The following is a 21,996-nucleotide window of genomic DNA, read 5'->3' as shown; positions in this document are numbered from 1 at the left end:
GGCAGAGACCGGCCGGGGCGCAGCCCGGGCGACCGGACCGCCGAGCGTGCAGCGGGACCGCCGGGTCCCGGAGGCCCCGTGCTCGAGCACATCGTTCTGTTCTTGGCTCACAGCGGGCGTTCGTCGCCGGACGGCCCGTGGACCGGTCCGTCACCCGATCGGAGGGGGAGCGGTCGGCGCGGCAGCCCGCAGTCAGCCGAGGCCGCGCGCCCGTTCGAAACGGGCGCGGGCCTCGGTCAGTTCCACCACCGGGTCCGGGTAGCCGAGCCGCGCCCGGTCCGGGCCGGTGAGCTTCCACGGCTCGTGGATCGTCGGGCCCTCCAGTTCTGCCAGTTCCGGCACCCAGCGCCGTACGTACGTGCCCCGCGGATCGAACCGCTTCCCCTGGACCACCGGATTGAGCACCCGGTTGGGGCGGGTGTCCGTACCGGTGCCCGCCACCCACTGCCAATTGAGCTGATTGTTGGCCAGATCCCCGTCGACCAGGAGGTCGAGGAAGTGCCGGGCGCCGACGCGCCAGTCCACGTACAGCGTCTTGGTGAGAAAGCTCGCGACCAGCATCCGGCCCCGATTGTGCATCCAGCCCTCGTGCGCCAGCTGCCGCATCGCCGCATCGACCAGCGGATAGCCGGTGCGTCCGGCACGCCACGCCTCGATCTCGTCGGGGTCGGACCGCCACCGGTCGCCACGCGGGCGGTAGTCGGCCCACGCGGCGTCCGGCCGGGCGGCGAGCACCTGGTGGTGGAAGTCCCGCCAGGCCAGCTGCCGTACGAATGCGTCGGCGCCCGGTCCGCCCTTCTCCCGTGCCCGGTGCACGATCTCGGCCGCGGAGACGCAGCCGAAGTGCAGATACGGCGACAGCCGGGACGTCGCGTCCCCGCCGAGGTCGTCGTGGCCGGTCCCGTAGTCGGCCATCGGGCCGTGCAGCCAGGAGGTCAGCAGCCTGCGCCCTGCCGCCTCGCCGCCCTCGGCAACTGCCGGGGAGACGCCCGTCACCTCCGCTCGCGTCGGCAGCGGTGCGGACTTCGCGGTGTCCGGCACCCGTACCGTCCGCGGACTCGCCAGGGTGCCCCTCACCCCTGCCTCCTCCCAGCGGCGGAAGTACGGGGTGAACACCGCGAAATGGTCCCGGCCGGCCGGGACGACCCGGCCCGGGGCAAGCGCGGTGACCACTGCGTCATGCACGTGCAGCGTGCAGCCGACAGCCCCGAGAGCCGTACGCAGCCGTTCCTCGCGTTCCCTCGCGTACCCGCTCACGCCGGCCGCGATGTGGAGAGTCTGCGCACCCGTCTCCCCGGCCACGGCGCATGCCCCGGCGACCACCTCGGCGCTGCGGACGACGAGGCGGCCGCCGCGGCTGCGCAGCCCCGCGTCGAGACCGGCGAGGCAGTCGGCGAGGAACGCCTGCCGGTTCGGCGCGTCGAAACCCGCCCGGTGGATGCCGTCGTCCCGGACGAAGAGGGGGACGACGGCATCCGCCTCGCGTACGGCCGCGGACAGGACGGGGTTGTCGTGCAGCCGGAGGTCGGAGGTGAACAGCGCCACCGAGACGGTCATGACAGGGGCCCCTCATACGGTCGGGAGGTCGGCAGCGCCGGCGGCGCGGAGGCCGGCTGCGCGAAGCCGCCTGCCGGATCGACGGTGACTCCGGTGTCCGACGCCCCGTCGGCCGGCCCGTCCGGCAGCGCCGTGCGGCTCGTCTCCGCCCGGTTCATCAGCCCCGCGAACCGCACGGTCCCGCGGTCGTCGCACCGCAACCGGTACGCCTTGCCGCTGCGGGACGGCTCCGATCCCCGGGGCCGCGACCACGGCTCCGCTCTCACAGCTTCTTCCATGCGGGCTTCCTCCCAGGATGCGCATCGATTTCGTGAGGTGGTTCGGGGCCGACGGAGGCGCCGATCGGTCCGTACGGGAAACCCTTCCACGCCTCGCCGAATTCGCGATACATCGCGGTTGACGCGTAAGGGTGATCGCGATATATTCGTGAACGAGTATTCGACGGCGAAGTGAAGGGCGGTGGGGGAAGTGGCCAAGCGGCGCAAGCTCAGCAACCCACTGGCGCTGACGGTGATGGTGCTGCTCGCTGAGCGGTCCATGCATCCGTACGAGATCGCCCAGACGCTTCGCCGGCGGGGCAAGGAACACAGCGTCAAGATCAATTTCGGCTCGCTGTACACCGTCGTCCAGAACCTGGAGAAGCACGGCTACGTGGAGGTCGCCGGTGTGCAGCGTCAGGGCAATCGCCCCGAGCGCACGCTCTACGGCCTCACCGAGCCGGGGCGCGCCGAAATGGTCGACTGGCTCTCCGATCTGCTGGCTGCGCCGGCCGCCGAGTACCCGGTCTTCGGGACCGCGCTCTCGCTGCTGCCGGTGCTGCCGCCGGAGGACGTGGCGGATCTGCTGGAGACCCGGGAGGCGGCACTGGAGCTCCAGTCCGCGGCGCTGCGGGGTGTCCTCGGCCGGCTGACGGAGAAACTGCCCCGGGTGTTCGTCGTGGAGACCGAGTACCAGCTCCACATGATCGACGCACAGCTGGAGTGGATCAAGAAATTCCGCACGGAGCTCGACGAGGCCACGATCAGCGGCATCGAGGAGTGGAAGTCCTTCCACGAGACCGGTGAAGTGCCCCAGGACTGGCAGGACCTGGACGAACAGGAGATCGTCCTGGACCCGGAGCGGAAGACGTAGCGCAGTACCTCACAAGCAGCAGGAGTACTACCGGAGAAAAAAGTACCGGAGACGAGAAAAGACCCTGACGGGGCTGTTGGAGCAGCACCCGTCAGGGTCTCGAACCCCGGGCCGGCCACGCCGTGAGGGCGAGCCGGGCGATCGAGGTGCGGCACACCCAGGATAGCCCGGCGCTCTTCACGCGGATCGGTTCGGCATGCCCGAACACCCCGCTGACCACAGGAGAGCTCTGTCATGAGCACCCGTGCGCCCGCAGTAGAGGCGCGACAACTGATCAAGACCTATCCCGGCGATGTCACCGCACTGAACGGCATGGACCTCACCGTCGGTGCCGGCTCGGTCTTCGGACTCCTCGGCCCCAACGGCGCCGGAAAGTCCACCACCGTGAAGATCCTCACCACCCTCGCCCGCCCCGACTCCGGCGCGGCGACGGTCGCCGGACACGACGTCCTGCGCCATCCCGACCGGGTCCGCCGCGCGATCGGTGTCGTCGCCCAGAAGTCCGGCGCCGACCCGGTCGCCACCGGCCGGGAGAACCTGCTGCTGCAGGGCAGGCTCTACGGGATGCGGGGCGCCGCGGTGCAGCGCCGCGCCGACGAGCTGCTGGACCGCTTCGACCTCGCCGACGCCGCCAAGCGCCAGGTAAAGGGGTACTCCGGCGGCATGCAGCGCCGTCTCGACGTGGCCCTCGGTCTGGTCCACCGGCCCGAGGTGCTGTTCCTCGACGAGCCCACCACCGGACTCGACCCCGAGGCCCGCGCAGCCATGTGGGACGAGATCTCCCGGCTGGCCGGCGACGAGGGCCTCACCATCGTGCTCACCACGCACTACCTGGAAGAGGCCGACCGGCTGGCCGAACGCATCGCGATCGTCGACCGCGGCCGGATCGTCGTCGAGGGCACCCCCGACGAGCTCAAGGGTGAACTCCGGGGCGATGCCGTGCACATGGAGCTGCGCGCCGACGGCGACCGTGCGGCGGTCACCGCCGCCCTCGCCGAAGTGCCCGGGGTGTACGAGGTGCTGGCCGACGGCCGCCGGGTGAGCGTCCGCGCCGAGGACGGCGCCGCCGCCGTCCCCCTCCTGCTCACCACCCTGGAGCGGGCCGGAGCGTCGGTCGTCGCCGCCACCGTGGCCCGCCCCTCCCTCGACGACGTCTATCTGCGCTACGCCGGACGCCGCTTCTCCGAGGCCGAGGCCGCAGGTGACGGGCAGGCCCTCGCTCCGATCGCCGCAGGAGGCGCCCGATGAGCAGTCAGACCCTCGCCCAAACCTGGTACATGACTCAGCGTCAGCTGATGGCGATCATCAGGCAGCCCGTCTTCCTGGCCATCTCCCTGATCCAGCCGGTGATCTGGCTGTTCCTGTTCGGCAACCTCTTCAAGAAGGTCGTCGAGCTCGGCGGCTTCGGCACCACGTCCTATCTGGACTACCTGATCCCGGGCATCGTGGTGATGAGCGCGCTCGGATCGAGCATGTGGGCCGGGATGGGGACCCTGGAGGAGATCGAGCGGGGCACGCTCAACCGTTTCCTGACCACTCCGGTCAGCCGGAACGCGCTGATGAACGCCAACGTCGTGCAGAACGGCATCAGCACCGCCGTGCAGTCGGTGATCATCGTGCTGCTCGGCTGGGCTGCCGGCGCCAGGTATCCCGGCGGCGCCGGCGGGCTGATGATCCTCCTCGTCGCGTCGATCCTGCTCGCCACCGTCTTCGGCGCGCTCTCCAACGCTCTGGGGATGCTGGTCCGCCAGCGTGAGTCGATCATCGGCATCAACACCTTCCTGCTGCTGCCGCTGACCTTCCTCTCGTCCTCGTTCATGGCGCCGAGCCAGATGCCGTCCTGGATGCGGCACATCGCCGACTTCAACCCGGTCAACTGGGCGATGGTGGCGGGCCGTTCCGCGCTCACCGCCGACCCCGACCTGGGCCTGGTGCTCAGCCGCGGGGGAGCGCTGCTGGTCCTCGCGGTGTCGGCGGTGTGGCTGTCGACTCGCACCTTCCGCTCGTACCAGAAGTCCGTCTGACGGCGGACGCCGAGGCACGGAGCCGGTCCGGGATCGTTGTCCCGGGCCGGCTCGGCCGCGCGGACCCGCAGCGGTCCAGCGGCCGCCGGAGCCTACGCGGCGATCTGCTCCTCGCGCTCCACCTGTGCGTTCCACTCCCGCTTCACCGAGCGCCACGCGTCGTCGTTCTGGCCGAGGCGCCAGTAACCGGAGATCGACAGCTGCTGCAGCGGGATCTTCCGGTCGAGGCGCAGGTGGCGGCGGATCTCCTTCACGAAGCCCGCCTCGCCGTGCACGAACGCCTGAACCTCGCCCGCCGGGAAGTCCAGCGACTTCACCGCCGCGGTCAGGGCCTCGCCGACCGGCCGGTCACCGCGGTGCAGCCAGGTGAGCTGCACCCCTTCGGCCGCCTCGACCTTCTGCTCCTCGGAGGCGTCCGCCACCTCGATGTACGCGTGGGCCACCGCGCCCGCGGGCATCTGCTCGAGCGCCGCGGCGATCGCCGGCAGGGCGCTCTCGTCGCCGGCCAGGAGATGCCAGTCCGCCGACGCGTCCGGCCCGTAGCCGCCACCGGGGCCCAGGAACGTCACCGGGTCGCCGGGGGCCGCCCGCAGCGCCCACGGGCCTGCCAGGCCCTCGTCGCCGTGCACCACGAAGTCGATCGTCATCTCGCGGGCGGCCGGGTCCCAGGACCGGACCGTGTAGGTGCGGGTGGTGGGCCACAGCTCGCGCGGGTACTCCTCGCGGATGCGGGCCATGTCGAAGGGGTGCGCATAGTCGGCACCTTCGGGGGCGAAGCAGAGCTTGACGTAGTGGTCGGAGAACCCGGACAGCGTGAAGTCGGCCAGGCCGTCGCCGCCGAGCACCACGCGCATCATGTGCGGCGTGATCCGCTCGGTGCGCAGGACCTGGGCCCCCTGCGCCGTGGGTGCCTGCCGCGCCGGTCGTTCTGCCACGAGGTTCTCCCTGCTCCGAATGCTTAGGCTTACCTAAGCTAGCACTTCATGTGCGGAGCGTGGACAGCAGGCGCTGCAGCGCCCCGCCGAGCCCCCACCGGCCGGCCAGAGCCTCGAGGGCGGCGGGATCGCGCGGCGAGGTGGGCAGCGCGGGATCGAACGCGGGCAGCGGTACGTCACCGGCGACCCGGACCACCGTCGGTGCGACGGCCACATAGTCGCGCGCCTCGTCGAGCCGCTTGCGCTGCGAGGGGGTCAGCCGGGCCGCCGGATCGTCCACCGCTGCCATGATCCCGGCGAGATCACCGAAGGCGTCCAGCAGCTTCGCCGCCGTCTTCTCACCGATGCCGGGGACGCCCGGCAGGCCGTCGCTCGGGTCGCCGCGCAGCAGCGCCAGGTCGGCATAGCCGGAGCCGTCCACCCCGTACTTCTCGCGCAGCCACGCCTCGTCCGTCAGCTGCAGCGACCCGACACCCTTGAGCGGGTAGAGCACCCGCACCCCGCGGGCGTCGTCGACCAGCTGGTAGAGATCCCGGTCGCCGGTGACGATGTCCACCGGGCCGGTGGCGAGACGGGTGAGCGTGCCGATCACGTCGTCCGCCTCGTAGTGCGCGACACCGACCCGGGCGATACCGAGTGCGTCGAGGACGTCCTCGATCACCGGGACCTGCGGGGCCAGCGTGTCGGGGGTCTCCTCCTCGTCGGGCAGTTCCTCGGCGGTCTCCACGGCGACGCGGTGCGCCTTGTACGAGGGGATCAGCTCGACCCGCCAGTGCGGCCGCCAGTCCGCGTCCATGCAGGCCACCAGTTCGTCCGGCCGGTGGTCCTGGACGAGCCGCGCGATGAAGTCGAGCAGTCCGCGCACGGCGTTGACCGGCGTGCCGTCCGGCGCGCGCACCGAATCGGGGACGCCGAAGTAGGCGCGGTAGTAGAGGGAGGCGGTGTCGAGGAGCATCAGGCGTCGCGTCACACCCCGATCATGCCGCACCCCACTGACACCGACCGGAAGGTGAACTGGATCACTCTTCCGTTTGGCTTGTTTCGGTGGGGGCAGGCGCGCCATCGGAGCGGATCACGTCGCAGTTTCAACTACTGCATGTGCCAAGCGGACCGATTCCGCACCGCTCCACGGTCTGCAGGCGGGGGTGGCAGACCGTTTTCGGTTCAACGCGTGAGGTGTATGTGTCAAGGCTGCAAGCCGACCACCTGTACAAGGTGTTCGGCAGACGACCCGATCAAGCCGTGCGGAAACTCGAGAGCGGCACGGACCGCGACGAGCTGCGCGCCGACGGAACGACCGCAGCGGTGATCGACGCCTCGTTCACCGTCGAACCGGGGCAGATCTTCGTCGTGATGGGTCTGTCCGGATCCGGCAAGTCCACGTTGCTGCGGATGCTCAACGGACTGCTGGACCCCACAGCCGGACGCGTGCTGTTCGACGGCCAGGACCTGACCGCCCTGAGTCCCCGTGAACTCCGCCACGTGCGCTCCTCGAAGATCAGCATGGTCTTCCAGCACTTCGCCCTCTTCCCGCACCGCAGCGTCCTGGAGAACGCCGCGTACGGCCTGGAGGTCCAGGGAGTGCCGCGCGCCCAGCGCGAGAAGCGTGCCGCCGAGGCGCTGGAGCTGACCGGCCTCGCCGGCTGGGAGAAGTCCTGGCCCGACGAGCTCTCCGGCGGCATGCAGCAGCGTGTCGGCTTGGCCCGCGCGCTCGCCACGGACGCCGATCTGCTGCTGATGGACGAGTCCTTCAGCGCGCTCGACCCGCTGATCCGCCGCGACATGCAGGATCAGCTGCTCGAACTGCAGAAGAGGCTCAAGAAGACCATCGTCTTCATCACGCACGACCTCAACGAGGCCATGCGCCTCGGTGACCGGATCGCTGTGATGCGGGACGGAAAGATCGTCCAGCTCGGGACGGCCGAGGACATCCTCGTCACCCCGGCCAACGACTACGTCGCCTCCTTCACCCAGGACGTCGACCGCTCCCGGGTGCTGACCGCGGGCGCCGTCATGGCCGAGCCGCACACCGTCCTGGGCACCGAGGCGGACGACGGCACGGAGCTCCGTACCCCCGCGGACATCCTCCGGTCGGCGCCGGCCACGGTCTCCGAGTCCACCCCGATCATCGAGCTGTTCACGCCCTGCTCGCGCAGCGGAGTCGCGGTCGCCGTGACCGACGCCGACGGCGAGCTCGTCGGCGTCGTGCCCCGGTCCCGGCTGCTCGCCGTCCTCGGCGAGCCGATGAGCCCCATCGAGGTCCCGCCGGCTGCCGCCACCACCGTGAAGAAGGTGGCCGCCGATGTTTAGGATCCCGCTCGGTGAATGGGTGGACAGTGCGGTCGACTGGCTGCAGACCCACCTGGCCTGGCTGTTCGATGCGATCAGCTCGGTCGTCAGCGGCATGTTCGACGGCATAGCCGCCGTGCTCTCCGCCCCCGCCCCGCTGCTCTTCGCGGGGATCCTCGCCGTCGTCGCCTGGTGGCTGCGCGGTCTCCTCGCGGGTGTACTCGCCTTCGTGGGCTTCGCGCTCATCGACTCGATCGAGTTGTGGGACGAAGCGATGGACACCCTCACCCTGGTGCTCGTCGCCACCCTCGTCACGCTCGTGCTGGCCGTGCCGCTCGGCATCTGGGCGGCACGCTCCAAGGCCGTCTCCGCGGTGACCCGGCCGGTGCTCGACTTCATGCAGACCATGCCCGCCATGGTCTATCTGATCCCCGGCGTCATCTTCTTCGGCGTCGGCGTCGTCCCGGGCATCATCGCCACCATCATCTTCGCCCTGCCCCCGGGCGTCCGGATGACCGAGCTCGGCATCCGCCAGGTCGACGGCGAACTCGTCGAGGCGGCCGAGGCCTTCGGCACCACCTCGCGCAACACTCTGCTGCGGGTACAGTTGCCGCTCGCGCTGCCCACGATCATGGCGGGCATCAACCAGGTCATCATGCTGGGCCTGTCCATGGTGGTCATCGCCGGCATGGTCGGCGGCGGCGGCCTCGGCGGCTCCGTGTACCGCGCCATCGGCAACGTCGACGTCGGCCTCGGTTTCGAGGCGGGTGTCTCCATCGTCATCCTCGCCATGTACCTGGACCGGATGACCGGCGCGCTCGGCCGCGAGGTCTCCCCGCTGGCCCGCCGCGCGCTCGCCAGGGCCCAGTCGCTGGCCGGCGGACTGAAGATCTGGAACTACCGCCCGCAGCCCGCCGTCGCGGTCGTCGGTGTCGTCGTCCTCGCCCTCGTCGCAGGCGGCATGGGCATGTTCGGTACGGCGAAGCAGGACACCGGCGCGGCCACCTCGGCCACGGACATCGGCAAGGGCAAGAAGATCACCATGGGGTACATCCCGTGGGACGAGGGCATCGCCTCCACCTTCCTGTGGAAGGAGCTGCTGGAGCGGCGCGGCTTCGAGGTCGACGCCAAGCAGTACGAGGCCGGTGCGCTCTACACCGGTATGGCGGGCGGCCAGATCGACTTCGAGACCGACTCCTGGCTCCCGGTCACCCACGCCACGTACTGGAAGAAGTACCGGGACCGCCTGGACGACATGGGCTCCTGGTACGGCCCCACCTCCCTGGAGCTGGCCGTCCCCTCGTACGTGAAGGGCGTCGACTCGCTCGACGACCTCAAGGGCAAGGCGTCCGACTTCAAGGGCCGCATCGTCGGCATCGAGCCGAGCGCCGGTGAGACGGGCCTGCTCAAGGACAAGATCCTGCCGGGCTACGGCCTCGACAAGGAGTACAAGGTCGTCGACGGCTCCACGCCGTCGATGCTCGCCGAGCTGAAGCGTGCGTACGCCAAGAAGGAACCGATCGTCATCCCGCTGTGGTCGCCGCACTGGGCGTACAACCAGTACGACCTCACGAAGCTCAAGGACCCCAAGAACCTCTGGGGCAAGGGCGACGGCATCCACACCCTGACCCGCAAGGGCTTCGCCGACGACAACCCCGAGGTCGGCAACTGGCTCAAGAACTTCAAGATGAGCGAGGACCAGCTCACGAGTCTTGAGGCGAAGATCCAGACGACCGGCAAGGGCAAGGAGCAGGACGCGGTCCGCGCCTGGCTGAAGGAGAACCCGGGCGTCGCCGACAAGTGGACGCCCGTGGCCGCGGCGGCGAAGGGCGCGAGCGGCAAGGACGAGCGCGACCGCACGGTCGAGATGGCCTGGTTCCCCTGGGAGGAGGACATCGCCGCCACGTACCTGTGGAAGGCCGTCCTGGAGCAGCGCGGCTACAAGATCGACCTGAAGCAGTTCGAGGTCGGCCCGATGTATGCCGCGATGTCCCGCGGCCAGCTCGACGTGCAGTTCGACGGCTGGCTGCCGTACACCCAGAAGAACTACTGGAACACGTACGGCTCCCGGCTCACCGACCTCGGATCGTGGTACGGGCCGACCTCGCTGGAGATCGCCGTCCCCTCGTACGTCAAGGGCATCACGTCGTACAAGGACCTCAAGGGCCGGGGCGACGAGTTCCAGAACCGCATCATCGGCATCGAGCCCGGCACGGCCACCATGGCCAACCTGAAGAACAACGTGCTGCCCGCCTACGGCCTCGACAAGGAGTACAAGGTCGTCGACAGCTCCACGCCGTCGATGCTCGCCGAGCTGAAGCGCGCGTACGCCAAGAAGGAGCCGATCGCGGTCATGCTCTGGACGCCGCACTGGGCGTACAACGAGTACGACCTCACGAAGCTGAAGGACCCGAAGAAGGCCTTCGGCAACGGCGACACGATCCGCACGATCGCGAGCAAGGACTTCCCGAAGAACTACCCGCAGCTGACCAAGTGGTTCAAGGACTTCAAGCTCAGCGAGCAGCAGCTGGCCGGACTGGAGAACGAGATCCAGCAGCGCGGTACGGGTCACGAGGAGGAAGCCGTGAAGGCCTGGATGGACAAGAATCCGGGCATCGCGGACACGATGGCTCCCCAGTAGGGGACCGGAACAGCCGGAAGGGGTGGGCGCCGCCATGAGGGCGGGCCCACCCCTTCCGGCTGTCGCGATGTTCATTTACCGGCCGTCCTTGCGCAACCGTGTGCGTAAGGTGCTGGCAGCCGGAAGGATGATGAGTCGGGAGGGAGCTGGACATGGACGACAAGGAATCACTCCGCGTGGGCGCCGCGGTCCGCCGGCGGCGCAGATCCCTGGGGCTCACACTGGCCGCGGTCGCGAGCCGCAGCGGCCTGTCCGTGCCGTTCCTCAGCCAGATCGAGAACGAGCGGGCCCGGCCCAGCGCCCGGTCGCTGGACCGGGTGGCCGACGCCCTGGAGACCACCACGGCACGGCTGTGCGCCGCTGCCGACTCGGCGCGTGCCGTCGAGGTGGTCCGGGCGGGCGCGGGGGACGGGGTGCGCCGGGTGGTGCGCGGGCGGCACCAGCTCAGCGCGCTGGAGTTCACCGGGGAGATCGACCTCGGCCGGGAGTTCCAGCACCGCAACGACGAGGTGATGTACGTGGTGGACGGTGCCGCGGAGGTGGAGGCCGAGGGGCAGGCCTATCGCCTGGAGCGCGGCGACACGCTGTTCCTGTCGGGTGGGGTGCGGCACCGCTGGCGGGCCACGGTGCCGGGGACGCGACTGCTGCTCGTCGCGGTCGCCGAGCACGTCGACGCCACGAACGACCCGAGACGCTGAGGCCCGGACCGGTGTCCGTTCCGACGCCTGCGCTCCGCGTCGTCTCCCTGGTCCCCTCGCTCACCGAGGCCGTCGCCGCCACGGCCCCCGGCCTCCTCGTCGGTGTCACCGACTGGTGCACCCACCCCGCCGGCCTGACCGCCGCACGTATCGGCGGCACCAAGAACCCCGACGTGGCCGCCGTCGTCGCGCTCCGCCCCGATCTCGTCCTCGCCAACGAGGAGGAGAACCGTCCGCCCGACCTCGCCGCGCTCCGCGCCGCGGGCGTCGAGGTCCTCACCACCGAGATCCGCACCCTCGACCAGGCCTTCGCCGAACTGGACCGGGTCCTGGTGTCCGGCTGCGGCCTGGCCAGGCCCCGCTGGCTCGACGAGTCCGAGACCGCCTGGGCGGCGCTCCCGCCGCCGGGCGCAGCGCGCCGCGCGATCGTGCCGATCTGGCGCAGACCCTGGATGGTGCTCGGCCGCGACACGTTCGCGGGCGATCTGCTGGCCCGGCTCGGCGTCCGGAACGTGTACGCGGACCACCCCGAGCGCTACCCCCGCATCCCGCTCGACGAACTGAACGCGGCAGGTGCCGACCTGGTCGTGCTGCCAGACGAGCCGTACCGCTTCACCGCGACCGACGGACCGGAGGCCTTCCCCGCAATGCCCGCCGCGCTCGTCGACGGGCGCTGTCTCACGTGGTACGGGCCGTCACTGGCCGGGGCGCCTGCGGTGCTGCGAGCAGCGCTCCGCTGAACAGCCCGCGCACCGTGCGCAGCCCCGCGGTCGCCCAGGCCGCCACCAGCAGTACGTACAGTGCGACGGCCAGCCAGGTGAACGCCGTCAGACCGGTGTGCCGGGCCAGTCCCGCAGCGCCCGTGACGCACGTACCGACCGGGAACGTGAAGCCCCACCAGGTCATGCCGAACGTCATGCCGTCCCGTGCGGCCCGCACCACCATCGCGGTGGCCAGCGCCAGCCACAGCAGTGCGAACCCCATCACCGGCACGCCGTACAGCACGGCGAACGCCCCGAGCGCGGAGACGTACGGCGCCGGGATCGCGCCCGGCGCCACATCGGCGAGCTGATTGACCGCGGTCGTCGACTGCCCCAGCGGACCCAGGACCAGGAACAGCGTGGGGGCCAGGGCCGGCGGCAGCGGCCCGTGGTGGACCAGCCGCGCGAAGATCAGCGGCAGCATCACCAGCGTCGCCAGCAGGCTCAGCCCGAACATCGCGTAGCAGGCGAGCAGCATCGCCTCCCGCCACTGACCGGCGGGCAGTTCCGGCACCAGCAACGGGCCGAGCGCCGCGGAGACCATCGGCGCCACCACCGGCAGCAGCCAGACCGGCGACGCCGTACCGGGCGCCGGACGGTGGCGCACGACCATCAGATACGGGATCGCGACCGCGGCGACCAGGCCGACGGCCGTGCCCGCGGTGTAGAGCACCACGTCCACGGCGAGGGCCGCCCGATGCCCGACGACGTCCCCGCCGACCACCAGGGTGGAGCCGCCGACGGCCAGCAGCGCCATCGAGAGGCAGCCGTAGAACGGGGCGACGGCCGGGTCGAGGAGATGGGCGCGGGCCTGGTCGCGGTGGGCCATCCAGTGTCCGGTGCGGCCGGCGAGAACGGCGACGAGAAGCACCGCCGCGAGCATCCACACCAGCACGCAGGCCGTACGCAGCCCGGGGATGTGCACGGGCAGCGCCGCACCGGCGCTCGCGACGATCGAGGTGCCCATCACCGCGGCGTACCAGTTGGGGCCCAGATGCCTCAGGGACGGGAACCGCAGCGCGGTGGAGTACGGGGCGAGAACGCGCGGAAAGATGGCCATGCCACGATCCTGTTTCCGGGTGCCCCCTCCCGCCAGGGATCTCGTCTCTATGAGGTCATAAGCTGGCTTTATGCCCAGCGACGCACCGGAACCGGTCCTCCTCTCCCACCGGGTTCCCGATCTCGGAGCCCTGGAGCTGCTGCTCGCCGTGGCCCGGCACGGCAGCCTCGGTCGGGCCGCGCGGGACGTCGGCATCACCCAGCCCGCCGCGAGCAGCCGCATCCGGTCGATGGAGCGGCAGCTCGGCGTGGCCCTCCTCGACCGCTCGCCGCGCGGCTCCCGGCTCACCGACGCGGGCGCGCTCGTCACCGACTGGGCGCGCCGGATCGTCGAGGCCGCCGAGGCGTTCGACGTGGGCGCGCAGGCGCTGCGCGACCGGCGCGACTCCCGGCTCCGGGTCGCCGCCTCCATGACCATCGCCGAATATCTGCTGCCCGGCTGGCTGATCGCGCTGCGCACGGGACGGCCGGACACCGCGGTCTCGCTGCTCGCCGGCAACTCGACGGCGGTGGCACAGCGGCTGCGCGCGGGGGAGGCCGACCTCGGATTCGTGGAGGGCCTGTCCGTGCCGGAAGGCCTCGACGGTACGGTCATCGCCCACGACCGGCTCGTCGTCGTGGTCGCCCCGTCGCACGCCTGGGCAGCCCGCCGCACCCCGCTGACCCCGCAGGAGCTGGCCGCGACCCCGCTGATCCTGCGCGAGCGCGGCTCCGGCACGCGGCAGGTCCTGGACGCGGCGCTCGCCGTGCACGGCGGTCTGGCGCAGCCCCTGCTGGAACTGTCGTCGACGACCGCGGTGAAGGGTGCGGCGGAGAGCGGCGCGGGCCCGTGCGTACTGAGCGAACTGGCCCTGGGGGAGGAACTGTCGTCACGCCGACTCGTGAAGATCCCCGTGGCGGGAGTGCGGCTGCGACGCCAGCTGCGCGCGGTGTGGCCCTCGGGCCACCGCCCCACGGGGCCGGCGCGCGACCTGCTGTCGCTGACGGCAGGCGGGGCCTGAGGGCTGTCCCGTAATCCCCGGTGGATCAGCGCGCGGCGTCAGATGCGGTGCATCGCAAGGCGGAGGGGCGTTCTCATACCGGTTGCATTCGGGCGTCCCGGCAACGCGGCGAGGTGCCACAGCTGTCGTCGTGCGCCCGCCAGGGATGACGGGACAGCCCTTGGCGGGCGGAACGTCAGGAACACGGGGGAGGCGTGACGCCCTACGCCCCCTCATAAACCGGTTGGCCGGACCCCCGCCGGAGGCCGAGGATGCGCAGATGGATGTCACCGCGCCGCCCGCGACCGGCGTACGCCACCGGTGGGCCGACCTACCGGACTCCGTGCGCAGCGCCGTCGAGTCGATCCTCGGCTCCCGCGTCGTCGACGCGCGGAGCCAGAGCGGCGGCTTCTCGCCGGGCGTCGCGGCCCGGATCCGCCTCGCCGACGGCCGGCGTGCGTTCGTGAAGGCGGTCAGCGCCGCGACGAACCCCACCAGCCCCCGTCTGCACCGCGCCGAGGCCCGCAACACCGCGGCCCTCCCGGCCGGCGTTCCCGCACCACGACTGCTGGGCTCGTACGACGACGGAACCAGCGTCGCCCTCGTCCTTCAGGACATCGACGGCCGCCGGCCCCGCATCCCCTGGATCCCCGCCGAGCTCGACCGCGTCCTGAGCGCGATCGGCGAACTGAACCGGACCCTGACCCCGGCCCCCATCGAGGCGCCCGCCGTGGCCGACAGCGAGGCCGAGTCGTTCACCGGCTGGCGCACCCTGCGCGCCGCGCGCGACGCCGGGCAGCCGTCCGGCCGGCTCGACCCGTGGGCGGTATGCCACCTCGACGTCCTCGCGGAACTGGAGTCCGGCTGGGCCGGGCCCGCCACCGGCGACAGCCTCGCCCACGGAGACCTGCGCGCCGACAACATCCTGCTCACCGACGACCGGGTCGTGTTCGTCGACTGGCCCCACGCGCTGCGAGCCGCGCCCTGGTTCGATCTGCTGGCGATGCTGCCGAGCGTGGCGGCCCAGGGCGGCCCCGACCCGGACACCGTGTTCACCACCCACCCTCTGGGACGCGCCGCCGACCCGGAGGGCGTGAACGCGGTGCTGGCCGCGGTCGCCGGCTACTTCGTCGCACATGCGCTGATGCCGGACCCGCCGGGGCTGCCGACCGTGCGGGCGTTCCAGGGCGCGCAGGGGACGGCGGCGCTGGCATGGCTGCGCGGCAGGCTCGGACGGCGCACGCCGTAGCCATCGGCCGGCGAAGGGTCAGCCGCGCGCCGCCTCCGCCACCAGCGCCCGCATCACCCGCAGGTCGTCGCCCATCTCCGGATGCCACTGCACCCCCAGCACCCACTTCGGCCCCGGGGACTCGACGGCCTCCACCGTTCCGTCCGCCGCGTGGGCCGACGCCACGAGGCCCGGAGCAAGCCGGTCCACGGCCTGGTGATGGTAGGTCGGCACGGGGGAGTCCTCGGGCACGATCGACGCGAAGCGCGTCCCCGGGACCGGCGTCACGACATGCTCGCCGAAGGCCCCGGCCGCGCCCAGCGGGTTGGTGTGCCCGTCCAGGTGCTGGACGAGCGTGCCGCCGAACGCCACATTCATCAGCTGCATGCCGCGGCAGATGCCGAGCACCGGCGTACCCGAGTCCAGGGCGGCTCCGATCAGGGCCAGTTCCCAGGCATCGCGCTCCGGCGCGGGCGGCCCGGTCCGCGGATGCCGGTCGGCCCCGTACCGTGCCGGGTCCACATCGGGCCCGCCCGCGATCACCACCGCGTCGAGCCGGGCCACCACCGAAGCCGCGAGGTCCGGATCGTCCGGCGGGAGGACTGCGGCCAGACCGCCCGACGCGCGGACCAGGCGTGCGTAGCCCGCCGGCAGCAGCGTCGCGGGCAGGTCCCACACACCCCAGCGCGCCGAACCCTCCAGATAGGCGCTGATTCCGATCAGCGGACGGTTCATCCGATCCCTCTCTCGCACGGCACGCGGAACGCATGCGCACCGTATCCAAATCCCTTGCGCTACCCATAGGTTTGGATCATCTTCCGGCCTGCGAGGAGAGGATCCATCCGTGTCCGACCGAACAGCCCCGCTCGCCGTCGAGGAACTGCGTGTCCTTGTCGGAAACGGTGAGATCGACACCGTGGTCCTGGCCTTCCCCGACATGCAGGGAAGGCTGCAGGGCAAGCGATTCGCCGCCGGCTTCTTTCTCGACGAGGTCCTGGAACACGGCACCGAGGGGTGCAACTATCTGCTCGCCGTCGACACCGACATGAACACCGTCGACGGCTACGCCATGTCCTCCTGGGAGCGCGGATACGGCGACTTCGCCATGCGCCCCGACCTCACCACCCTGCGCCGCGTCCCGTGGAACGACGGCACGGCCATGGTCATCGCCGACCTCGCCTGGGAGGACGGTTCGCCCGTCGTCGCCGCGCCCCGCCAGATCCTCCGCCGTCAGCTGGAGCGCCTCGCCGGGCACGGCTTCACCGCCCACGTCGGCACCGAACTCGAATTCATCGTCTTCAAGGACACCTACGAACAGGCGTGGGACCGCAACTACCGTGGTCTGACCCCCGCCAACCAGTACAACATCGACTACTCGGTCCTCGGCACCGGCCGTATCGAGCCCCTGCTGCGCCGCATCCGCAACGAGATGGCGGCCGCGGGCCTGACCGTCGAGTCCGCGAAAGGCGAGTGCAACCCCGGTCAGCACGAGATCGTCTTCCGGTACGACGAGGCCCTGGTCACCTGCGACCAGCACGCCGTCTACAAGACCGGCGCCAAGGAGATCGCCGCCCAGGAGGGCGTCGCACTCACCTTCATGGCCAAGTTCAACGAGCGCGAGGGGAATTCCTGTCACATCCACCTCTCCCTCCAGGACGCGGACGGGCGCAACGTCATGGCAGGCGAAGAAGGCGGCATGTCCCCGCTGATGCGCCACTTCCTCGCCGGACAGCTCGCCGCGCTGCGCGAGTTCTCCCTCCTCTACGCACCGAACATCAACTCGTACAAACGCTTCCAGCCCGGCTCGTTCGCTCCGACCGCGGTCGCCTGGGGCCACGACAACCGCACCTGTGCGCTCCGCGTCGTCGGCCACGGCCGCTCGATCCGGTTCGAGAACCGGCTGCCCGGCGGTGACGTCAACCCGCACCTCGCCGTCGCCGGACTGATCGCCGCCGGCCTGCACGGCATCGAGCAGAAGCTCGAACTCCCCGACCCCTGCGAGGGAAACGCCTACACCGCCGCCTACGACCACGTCCCCACCACACTCCGCGAGGCCGCCGAACTCTGGGAGAAGAGCGACCTGGCCAGGGCGGCCTTCGGTGAGGACGTCGTCGCGCACTACCGCACCATGGCGCGCGTCGAACTCGAGGCCTTCGACGCCGCGGTGACCGACTGGGAGCTCCGCCGCTCCTTCGAACGTCTGTGAGGCACTCCGTGATCACCGAGCATCAGGTACTCAACCCGGCGACCGAAGAAGTCGTCGCGATCGTCCCCGCCACCACCGCGGCCGAGGCCGACACCGCCGTGCGCCGCGCCGCGGCCGCCCAGCGCACCTGGGCGGCGATGGCCCCCGCCGACCGCGCCCGCCTGCTGCGCCGCTTCGCCGCGGCCGTCGACGAACACCGCGAGGAGCTGGCCCGGCTGGAGGTCCGCGAGGCGGGCCACACGCTCGGCAACGCCCGCTGGGAAGCCGGCAACGTCCGCGATCTGCTCGAATTCGCCGCCGGGGGAGTCGAGCGGCTCAGCGGCCGGCAGATCCCGGTCCCGGGCGGCATCGACCTCACCCTGCTCGAACCCCTCGGCGTCGTCGGCGTGATCGCCCCGTGGAACTTCCCGATGCCGATCGCCGCCTGGGGCGTCGCCCCCGCCCTCGCGGCAGGCAACGCCGTCCTCCTCAAGCCCGCCGAGACCACCCCGCTCACCGCACTGCGACTCGCCCAACTCGCCCTGGAAGCAGGGCTGCCCGAGCATCTCTTCCAGGTGCTGCCCGGAGCCGGTGCCGAAACGGGCAACGCCCTCGTCGAACACCCCGGTGTCGCCAAGATCGTCTTCACCGGCTCCACCCGGGTCGGCAAGCAGATCATGGCCAGGTGCGCCGAGCGTGTGAAGCGGCTCACCCTCGAACTCGGCGGCAAGAGCCCCAACATCGTCTTCGCCGACGCCGACATCGAGGCGGCCGCGGCCGCCGCCCCCATGGCGTTCCTCGACAACGCGGGCCAGGACTGCTGCGCCCGCACCCGCATCCTCGTCCAGCGCGCCGCCTACGACCGCTTCCTCGATCTCCTCGCCCCGGCCGTCGCCTCGGTCGTCGTCGGCGATCCGGCCGATGAGAAGACCGGGATGGGGCCGCTGATCTCCCGGGCCCAGCTGGACCGTGTGCGGTCGTACGTCCCCGAGGGCGCGACCGCGATCCGGGGCGCAGCACCCGAGGGCCCCGGCTTCTGGTTCCCGCCCACCGTGCTGACCGATGTCCGCCCCGACTCGCCCGTGGCCACCGAAGAGGTCTTCGGGCCGGTCGCCGTTGTCCTGCCGTTCGAGGACGAAGCCGACGCCGTCCGGCTCGCGAACGCGACCGAGTACGGTCTCGCCGGCTCCATCTGGACCCGTGACGTCGGCCGCGCGCTGCGCGTCTCCCAGGCGGTCCAGGCCGGGAACCTGTCCGTCAACTCGCACTCCAGCGTCCGCTACTGGACCCCGTTCGGCGGCTACAAGCAGTCCGGTCTCGGCCGGGAACTGGGCCCCGACGCCCTGGCCGCCTTCACCGAAACCAAGAACGTCTTCCTCAGCACGGAGGCCTGAACCAGTATGACGACCGACACCGAGAACATCTGCCGCCGCCTGGTCGGCCGCACCGCCGTCATCACCGGTGCCGGCAGCGGCATCGGCCTCGCCACCGCGCGCCGCCTGGCGTCCGAGGGTGCCCACATCGTCTGCGCGGACATCGACGAGACCGCGGGCAAGGCCGCGGCCGACGAGGTGGGCGGACTTTTCGTACGGACCGATGTCACCGACCCCGAACAGGTCGAGGCGCTCTTCAAGGCCGCCCACGACACCTACGGATCCGTCGACATCGCCTTCAACAACGCGGGCATCTCGCCGCCCGACGACGACTCCATCCTGACCACCGGACTGGAGGCATGGAAGCGCGTCCAGGACGTCAACCTCACCTCCGTCTACCTCTGCTGCAAGGCGGCCCTTCCCTACATGCGCCGCCAGGGCCGCGGCTCGATCATCAACACCGCGTCGTTCGTGGCGATCATGGGGGCGGCCACCAGCCAGATCTCGTACACCGCTTCCAAGGGCGGCGTGCTCGCCATGTCCCGCGAGCTCGGTGTCCAGTTCGCCCGCGAAGGCATCCGGGTCAACGCGCTCTGCCCCGGGCCGGTCAACACCCCACTGCTCCAGGAGCTGTTCGCCAAGGACCCGGAGCGAGCGGCGCGCCGGCTCGTGCACATCCCGGTTGGCCGGTTCGCCGAGGCGACCGAGATCGCGGCGGCGGTCGCCTTCCTCGCGAGCGACGACTCCTCGTTCGTCAACGCCTCCGACTTCGTTGTGGACGGCGGCATTTCCGGCGCGTACGTCACGCCCGTCTGATCAGGTCCTGTCGCGGGACCGCCCGGGGTCCCGCGACCGCCCGCCCCCAACAGCCCTCCCCCGGACCGGGGTCGGCGGCGAACCCTAGAGTGGAGGGATGAGCAACGCGACACCGCCCGGCTGGTATCCGGACACCTCCGCCCCGGGCACCGACCGGTGGTGGGACGGCTCGGCGTGGACCGCGCACACCCGCCCGAACACCCCGGCACCGCAGCAGCCGGTCCCACTCCCGTACGCGAGCGGAGGCAGCGGTGGCGGGGGCGGTGCCCGGACCGCGGCGATCGTGCTGGCCGCCCTGGTCGTCGTCGGCGCGGCGGTCACCGGAGCCGTCCTGCTGGGCAGGGGCGACAGCGGTACGGAGCCCAAGGCGTCCGGGCCGACGGGTTCCGCTCCGACCTCCAGCGCCACCGCCACGACCGGCGGGGAAGGGCCGGCGCCGGACCCGAAGCTGCTCGTCGACCAGCTCAACGGCATCACCCTGCCGATCCCGGACGGCTGGGAGAAGCCGGAGAGCACCGTGGAGAAGGCGCTCGCCATGCGCACGGTCGGCTCCTACACCTGCCCCGGCGCGTCCTCGGCCTTCTGCTACCACGGCACGGTGACCACCCGGACCGCGAACGAGACGGACACGACGTCCCCCGAGGCCCTGGCCGAGCGGGACATCGCCGACGCGGCCGACAGCGCGTACGAGGAGAACATCGTCGGCGTCCGGATCCACGGCGGCATCACGTCCCACGAGCAGCTGAGATCCGCATCGGTCAGCGTGGCCGGCCGCACGGGCTACGAGGTGCGCTGGCGGGTCCACACGGCCAAGGGCCCCGGCGGCTATGTGCAGTCGCTCGTCTTCCCGTCGACGGTCGGCAGCGAGTCGCCGGTCATCGTGCGCTACGCCTTCGACGCGGCACCGGACGGTCCGCCGCTCGCCCTCATGGACACCCTCACCCGGGCCATCCGGCCGATCGACGACAGCGCGACGAGCGGCGGCGTCGGCAGCTCCGTGGCCCCCTGACACCGGTCGGGAAGGACGTCAGAGGAACGTCTGTCCCTCGCCCCGGTACGTCGGCACGGTCGCCGTCACCCGGTCGCCCTCGATCAGCTGGAGCTCGGCGAAACGCTCGCACAGCTCCCCGGCCTTCGCGTGCCGGAACCACACCTTGTCACCGATCAGCAGATCGTCGGCCGGGGCGCCGAGCAGCGGCGTCTGCACCTCGCCGGGACCTTCCTGCGGGTCGTAGCGCAGCCCCTCCGGGAGATAGGGACCGGGCAGCCGGTCCGCGCCCGCGGCCCCGGACGCCGGGTAGCCGCCGCCGAGCACCGTCACCACCCCGACACCGGGCCGCCGCACCACGGGCTGTGCGAACAGCGCCGCCGGGCGGGCCGTGAACGACGTGTAGTTGTCGAACAGCCGCGGTACGTAGAGCCCCGACCCGGCCGCGATCTCGGTCACCGCCGCCTCCGCCGCCGTGTGCTGCACGCTGCCGGTGCCACCGCCGTTCACGAACTCCAGGTCCGGTGCCACCGCCCGCACCGCCCGGACCACCTCGGCGCGCCGGGCGGCCAGCTCCTTGCGGCCCGCGGCCTGCATCAGCCGGATCGCCCGGGAACGCAGCGGCCGCCCCGCGACCGCATCCCCGACCCCGGCGATATGCCCCTCGTACGCCATCAGGCCGACCAGCCGGAAACCCGGCCTGCGCACCACCGAGCGGGCCAGCTCCGCGAGCTGCGCGGGGGAGCGCAGCGGCGAACGCAGCGCGCCGATCCTGACCCGGCCGCCGAGCAGCTGCAGAGAGGTGTCCAGTTCCAGACAGACCCGGATCTCCTCCCGGCCGCCGGCCCGCGCCGCGTCGATCAGCTCCAGCTGCGCGTGGTCGTCCACCATCACCGTCACCGCGGCGGCCAGCTTCGGGTCACCGGCCAGCTCGGCGAAGGCGGACCGGTCGGCCGACGGATAGGCCAGCAGTACGTCGTCGAAACCGGCCCGGGCCAGCCACAGCGACTCGGCCAGCGTGAAGGACATGAGCCCGGCGAACCCCGGCCGTGCGAGCACCCGCTCCAGCAGCGCCCGGCAGCGCACCGACTTGCTCGCGACCCGGACCGGTTTCCCCGCCGCCCTGCGGACGAGGTCATCGGCGTTCGCATCGAAGGCATCCAGATCGACCACGGCGATCGGGGCGTCGAGATGGGCGGTGGCCCGGTCGTACCGGGTCCGGTCAGCGGCACGCGCAGTCATGGCCGCAGCTTGCCAGACACCTCTACCACTGGGTAGGGGGACGATCGGGGCAGATCCCCCGGGGTGCGGCGCCCGACTCCCACCGGGCC

20 protein-coding genes are annotated in these 21,996 nt (G+C 71.4%); 13 read left to right on the top strand and 7 right to left on the bottom strand.

Annotated elements, in window-relative coordinates; translation table 11 throughout:
* Nucleotides 1-192: 192 nt before the first annotated feature.
* Together LRD69_RS04475 and LRD69_RS04470 are read right to left on the bottom strand one after the other, a co-directional pair.
* Nucleotides 193-1,557, bottom strand: coding sequence for a deoxyribodipyrimidine photo-lyase (locus LRD69_RS04475; protein WP_277325238.1), 1,365 nt, complete (start codon nt 1,555-1,557; stop codon nt 193-195).
* On the bottom strand, nt 1,554-1,835 hold the full coding sequence (locus tag LRD69_RS04470; protein ID WP_277325237.1) for a hypothetical protein: 282 nt from the start codon (nt 1,833-1,835) through the stop codon (nt 1,554-1,556). The genes LRD69_RS04475 and LRD69_RS04470 overlap by 4 nt, the downstream gene beginning before the upstream one ends.
* Nucleotides 1,836-2,025: 190 nt before the next feature.
* Here LRD69_RS04470 and LRD69_RS04465 point away from each other — a divergent pair, with 190 nt between their 5' ends.
* The 3 genes from LRD69_RS04465 to LRD69_RS04455 all read left to right on the top strand — a co-directional run bounded on the left by LRD69_RS04465 (nt 2,026) and on the right by LRD69_RS04455 (nt 4,712).
* The gene (locus tag LRD69_RS04465; protein ID WP_277325236.1) at nt 2,026-2,688 is read left to right on the top strand and encodes a PadR family transcriptional regulator; all 663 of its coding nucleotides are present in this window, start codon (nt 2,026-2,028) and stop codon (nt 2,686-2,688) included.
* Nucleotides 2,689-2,922: 234 nt separating this feature from the next.
* Nucleotides 2,923-3,936: an ATP-binding cassette domain-containing protein gene (locus LRD69_RS04460; protein ID WP_277325235.1), complete on the top strand. Its 1,014-nt coding sequence runs from the start codon at nt 2,923-2,925 to the stop codon at nt 3,934-3,936.
* Complete coding sequence (locus tag LRD69_RS04455; protein ID WP_277325234.1) at nt 3,933-4,712, top strand: ABC transporter permease; 780 nt, start codon at nt 3,933-3,935, stop codon at nt 4,710-4,712. Before LRD69_RS04460 ends, LRD69_RS04455 begins: the two co-directional genes overlap by 4 nt.
* A 92-nt stretch (nt 4,713-4,804) precedes the next feature.
* Here the strand turns inward: LRD69_RS04455 and LRD69_RS04450 are convergent, their stop codons facing one another.
* Both LRD69_RS04450 and LRD69_RS04445 read right to left on the bottom strand, forming a co-directional pair.
* Nucleotides 4,805-5,647: a siderophore-interacting protein gene (locus LRD69_RS04450; protein WP_277325233.1), complete on the bottom strand. Its 843-nt coding sequence runs from the start codon at nt 5,645-5,647 to the stop codon at nt 4,805-4,807.
* Nucleotides 5,648-5,693: 46 nt separating this feature from the next.
* Nucleotides 5,694-6,602: a 5'-3' exonuclease gene (locus tag LRD69_RS04445; protein ID WP_277329621.1), complete on the bottom strand. Its 909-nt coding sequence runs from the start codon at nt 6,600-6,602 to the stop codon at nt 5,694-5,696.
* A 287-nt stretch (nt 6,603-6,889) separates the two neighbouring features.
* Here LRD69_RS04445 and LRD69_RS04440 point away from each other — a divergent pair, with 287 nt between their 5' ends.
* From LRD69_RS04440 to LRD69_RS04425, 4 genes are all read left to right on the top strand, one after another.
* Complete coding sequence (locus tag LRD69_RS04440; RefSeq protein WP_277329620.1) at nt 6,890-7,957, top strand: glycine betaine/L-proline ABC transporter ATP-binding protein; 1,068 nt, start codon at nt 6,890-6,892, stop codon at nt 7,955-7,957.
* Nucleotides 7,950-10,577, top strand: a complete 2,628-nt coding sequence (locus tag LRD69_RS04435; RefSeq protein ID WP_277325232.1) for an ABC transporter permease/substrate binding protein — start codon at nt 7,950-7,952, stop codon at nt 10,575-10,577. Before LRD69_RS04440 ends, LRD69_RS04435 begins: the two co-directional genes overlap by 8 nt.
* Nucleotides 10,578-10,729: 152 nt before the next feature.
* Complete coding sequence (locus LRD69_RS04430; protein WP_277325231.1) at nt 10,730-11,275, top strand: helix-turn-helix domain-containing protein; 546 nt, start codon at nt 10,730-10,732, stop codon at nt 11,273-11,275.
* A gap of 11 nt (nt 11,276-11,286) precedes the next feature.
* A complete protein-coding gene (locus tag LRD69_RS04425; RefSeq protein ID WP_277325230.1) occupies nt 11,287-12,015 on the top strand; it encodes a helical backbone metal receptor in 729 nt (242 codons plus the stop codon).
* On the opposite strand, the gene LRD69_RS04420 is transcribed toward LRD69_RS04425, so the two are convergent.
* On the bottom strand, nt 11,954-13,096 hold the full coding sequence (locus tag LRD69_RS04420; RefSeq protein WP_277325229.1) for a TDT family transporter: 1,143 nt from the start codon (nt 13,094-13,096) through the stop codon (nt 11,954-11,956). The genes LRD69_RS04425 and LRD69_RS04420 overlap by 62 nt on opposite strands.
* Nucleotides 13,097-13,166: 70 nt before the next feature.
* On the opposite strand from LRD69_RS04420, the gene LRD69_RS04415 reads away from it, so the two are divergent.
* Both LRD69_RS04415 and LRD69_RS04410 read left to right on the top strand, forming a co-directional pair.
* On the top strand, nt 13,167-14,096 hold the full coding sequence (locus tag LRD69_RS04415) for a LysR family transcriptional regulator (RefSeq protein WP_277325228.1): 930 nt from the start codon (nt 13,167-13,169) through the stop codon (nt 14,094-14,096).
* A 259-nt stretch (nt 14,097-14,355) separates the two neighbouring features.
* Nucleotides 14,356-15,324 carry an aminoglycoside phosphotransferase family protein gene (locus LRD69_RS04410; protein ID WP_277325227.1) on the top strand — a complete coding sequence of 323 codons (969 nt, stop codon included), beginning with the start codon at nt 14,356-14,358 and terminating at the stop codon, nt 15,322-15,324.
* 18 nt (nt 15,325-15,342) lie between these two features.
* Here the strand turns inward: LRD69_RS04410 and LRD69_RS04405 are convergent, their stop codons facing one another.
* A complete protein-coding gene (locus LRD69_RS04405; RefSeq protein WP_277325226.1) occupies nt 15,343-16,038 on the bottom strand; it encodes a gamma-glutamyl-gamma-aminobutyrate hydrolase family protein in 696 nt (231 codons plus the stop codon).
* Nucleotides 16,039-16,147: 109 nt separating this feature from the next.
* On the opposite strand from LRD69_RS04405, the gene LRD69_RS04400 reads away from it, so the two are divergent.
* The 4 genes from LRD69_RS04400 (at nt 16,148) to LRD69_RS04385 (ending at nt 20,686) form a co-directional block, all read left to right on the top strand.
* Entirely contained in the window at nt 16,148-17,509 is a 1,362-nt protein-coding gene (locus LRD69_RS04400) for a glutamine synthetase family protein (RefSeq protein ID WP_277325225.1), read from the top strand.
* An 8-nt stretch (nt 17,510-17,517) separates the two neighbouring features.
* A complete protein-coding gene (locus LRD69_RS04395; protein WP_277325224.1) occupies nt 17,518-18,882 on the top strand; it encodes an aldehyde dehydrogenase family protein in 1,365 nt (454 codons plus the stop codon).
* Between the two features lie 6 nt (nt 18,883-18,888).
* Nucleotides 18,889-19,677 (top strand): 3-oxoacyl-ACP reductase, encoded by a 789-nt coding sequence (locus tag LRD69_RS04390; RefSeq protein ID WP_277325223.1) that lies wholly within the window; start codon nt 18,889-18,891, stop codon nt 19,675-19,677.
* A 97-nt stretch (nt 19,678-19,774) separates the two neighbouring features.
* On the top strand, nt 19,775-20,686 hold the full coding sequence (locus tag LRD69_RS04385) for a DUF2510 domain-containing protein (RefSeq protein WP_277325222.1): 912 nt from the start codon (nt 19,775-19,777) through the stop codon (nt 20,684-20,686).
* 18 nt (nt 20,687-20,704) lie between these two features.
* Here LRD69_RS04385 and LRD69_RS04380 read toward each other — a convergent pair whose 3' ends face one another.
* Nucleotides 20,705-21,907, bottom strand: a complete 1,203-nt coding sequence (locus tag LRD69_RS04380; RefSeq protein ID WP_277325221.1) for an amino acid deaminase/aldolase — start codon at nt 21,905-21,907, stop codon at nt 20,705-20,707.
* Between the last annotated feature and the right edge of the window lie 89 nt (nt 21,908-21,996).

The sequence above is a fragment of the Streptomyces sp. JH14 genome (assembly GCF_029428675.1).
In the GTDB taxonomy this organism is placed as follows: domain Bacteria; phylum Actinomycetota; class Actinomycetes; order Streptomycetales; family Streptomycetaceae; genus Streptomyces.
Note: the sequence above shows the minus strand (reverse complement) of the source record. Positions and strands in the feature narration are given on the sequence as shown.

Excerpts from the sequence above, each read along its gene's own strand:
- LRD69_RS04475 (WP_277325238.1), bottom strand. The coding sequence starts at position 1,557 with ATGACCGTCTCGGTGGCGCTGTTCACCTCCGACCTCCGGCTGCACGAC.
- LRD69_RS04470 (WP_277325237.1), bottom strand. The coding sequence starts at position 1,835 with ATGGAAGAAGCTGTGAGAGCGGAGCCGTGGTCGCGGCCCCGGGGATCG.
- LRD69_RS04460 (WP_277325235.1), top strand. The coding sequence starts at position 2,923 with ATGAGCACCCGTGCGCCCGCAGTAGAGGCGCGACAACTGATCAAGACC.
- LRD69_RS04455 (WP_277325234.1), top strand. The coding sequence starts at position 3,933 with ATGAGCAGTCAGACCCTCGCCCAAACCTGGTACATGACTCAGCGTCAG.
- LRD69_RS04445 (WP_277329621.1), bottom strand. The coding sequence starts at position 6,602 with ATGCTCCTCGACACCGCCTCCCTCTACTACCGCGCCTACTTCGGCGTC.
- LRD69_RS04435 (WP_277325232.1), top strand. The coding sequence starts at position 7,950 with ATGTTTAGGATCCCGCTCGGTGAATGGGTGGACAGTGCGGTCGACTGG.
- LRD69_RS04430 (WP_277325231.1), top strand. The coding sequence starts at position 10,730 with ATGGACGACAAGGAATCACTCCGCGTGGGCGCCGCGGTCCGCCGGCGG.
- LRD69_RS04420 (WP_277325229.1), bottom strand. The coding sequence starts at position 13,096 with ATGGCCATCTTTCCGCGCGTTCTCGCCCCGTACTCCACCGCGCTGCGG.
- LRD69_RS04415 (WP_277325228.1), top strand. The coding sequence starts at position 13,167 with ATGCCCAGCGACGCACCGGAACCGGTCCTCCTCTCCCACCGGGTTCCC.
- LRD69_RS04410 (WP_277325227.1), top strand. The coding sequence starts at position 14,356 with ATGGATGTCACCGCGCCGCCCGCGACCGGCGTACGCCACCGGTGGGCC.
- LRD69_RS04405 (WP_277325226.1), bottom strand. The coding sequence starts at position 16,038 with ATGAACCGTCCGCTGATCGGAATCAGCGCCTATCTGGAGGGTTCGGCG.
- LRD69_RS04390 (WP_277325223.1), top strand. The coding sequence starts at position 18,889 with ATGACGACCGACACCGAGAACATCTGCCGCCGCCTGGTCGGCCGCACC.
- LRD69_RS04385 (WP_277325222.1), top strand. The coding sequence starts at position 19,775 with ATGAGCAACGCGACACCGCCCGGCTGGTATCCGGACACCTCCGCCCCG.
- LRD69_RS04380 (WP_277325221.1), bottom strand. The coding sequence starts at position 21,907 with ATGACTGCGCGTGCCGCTGACCGGACCCGGTACGACCGGGCCACCGCC.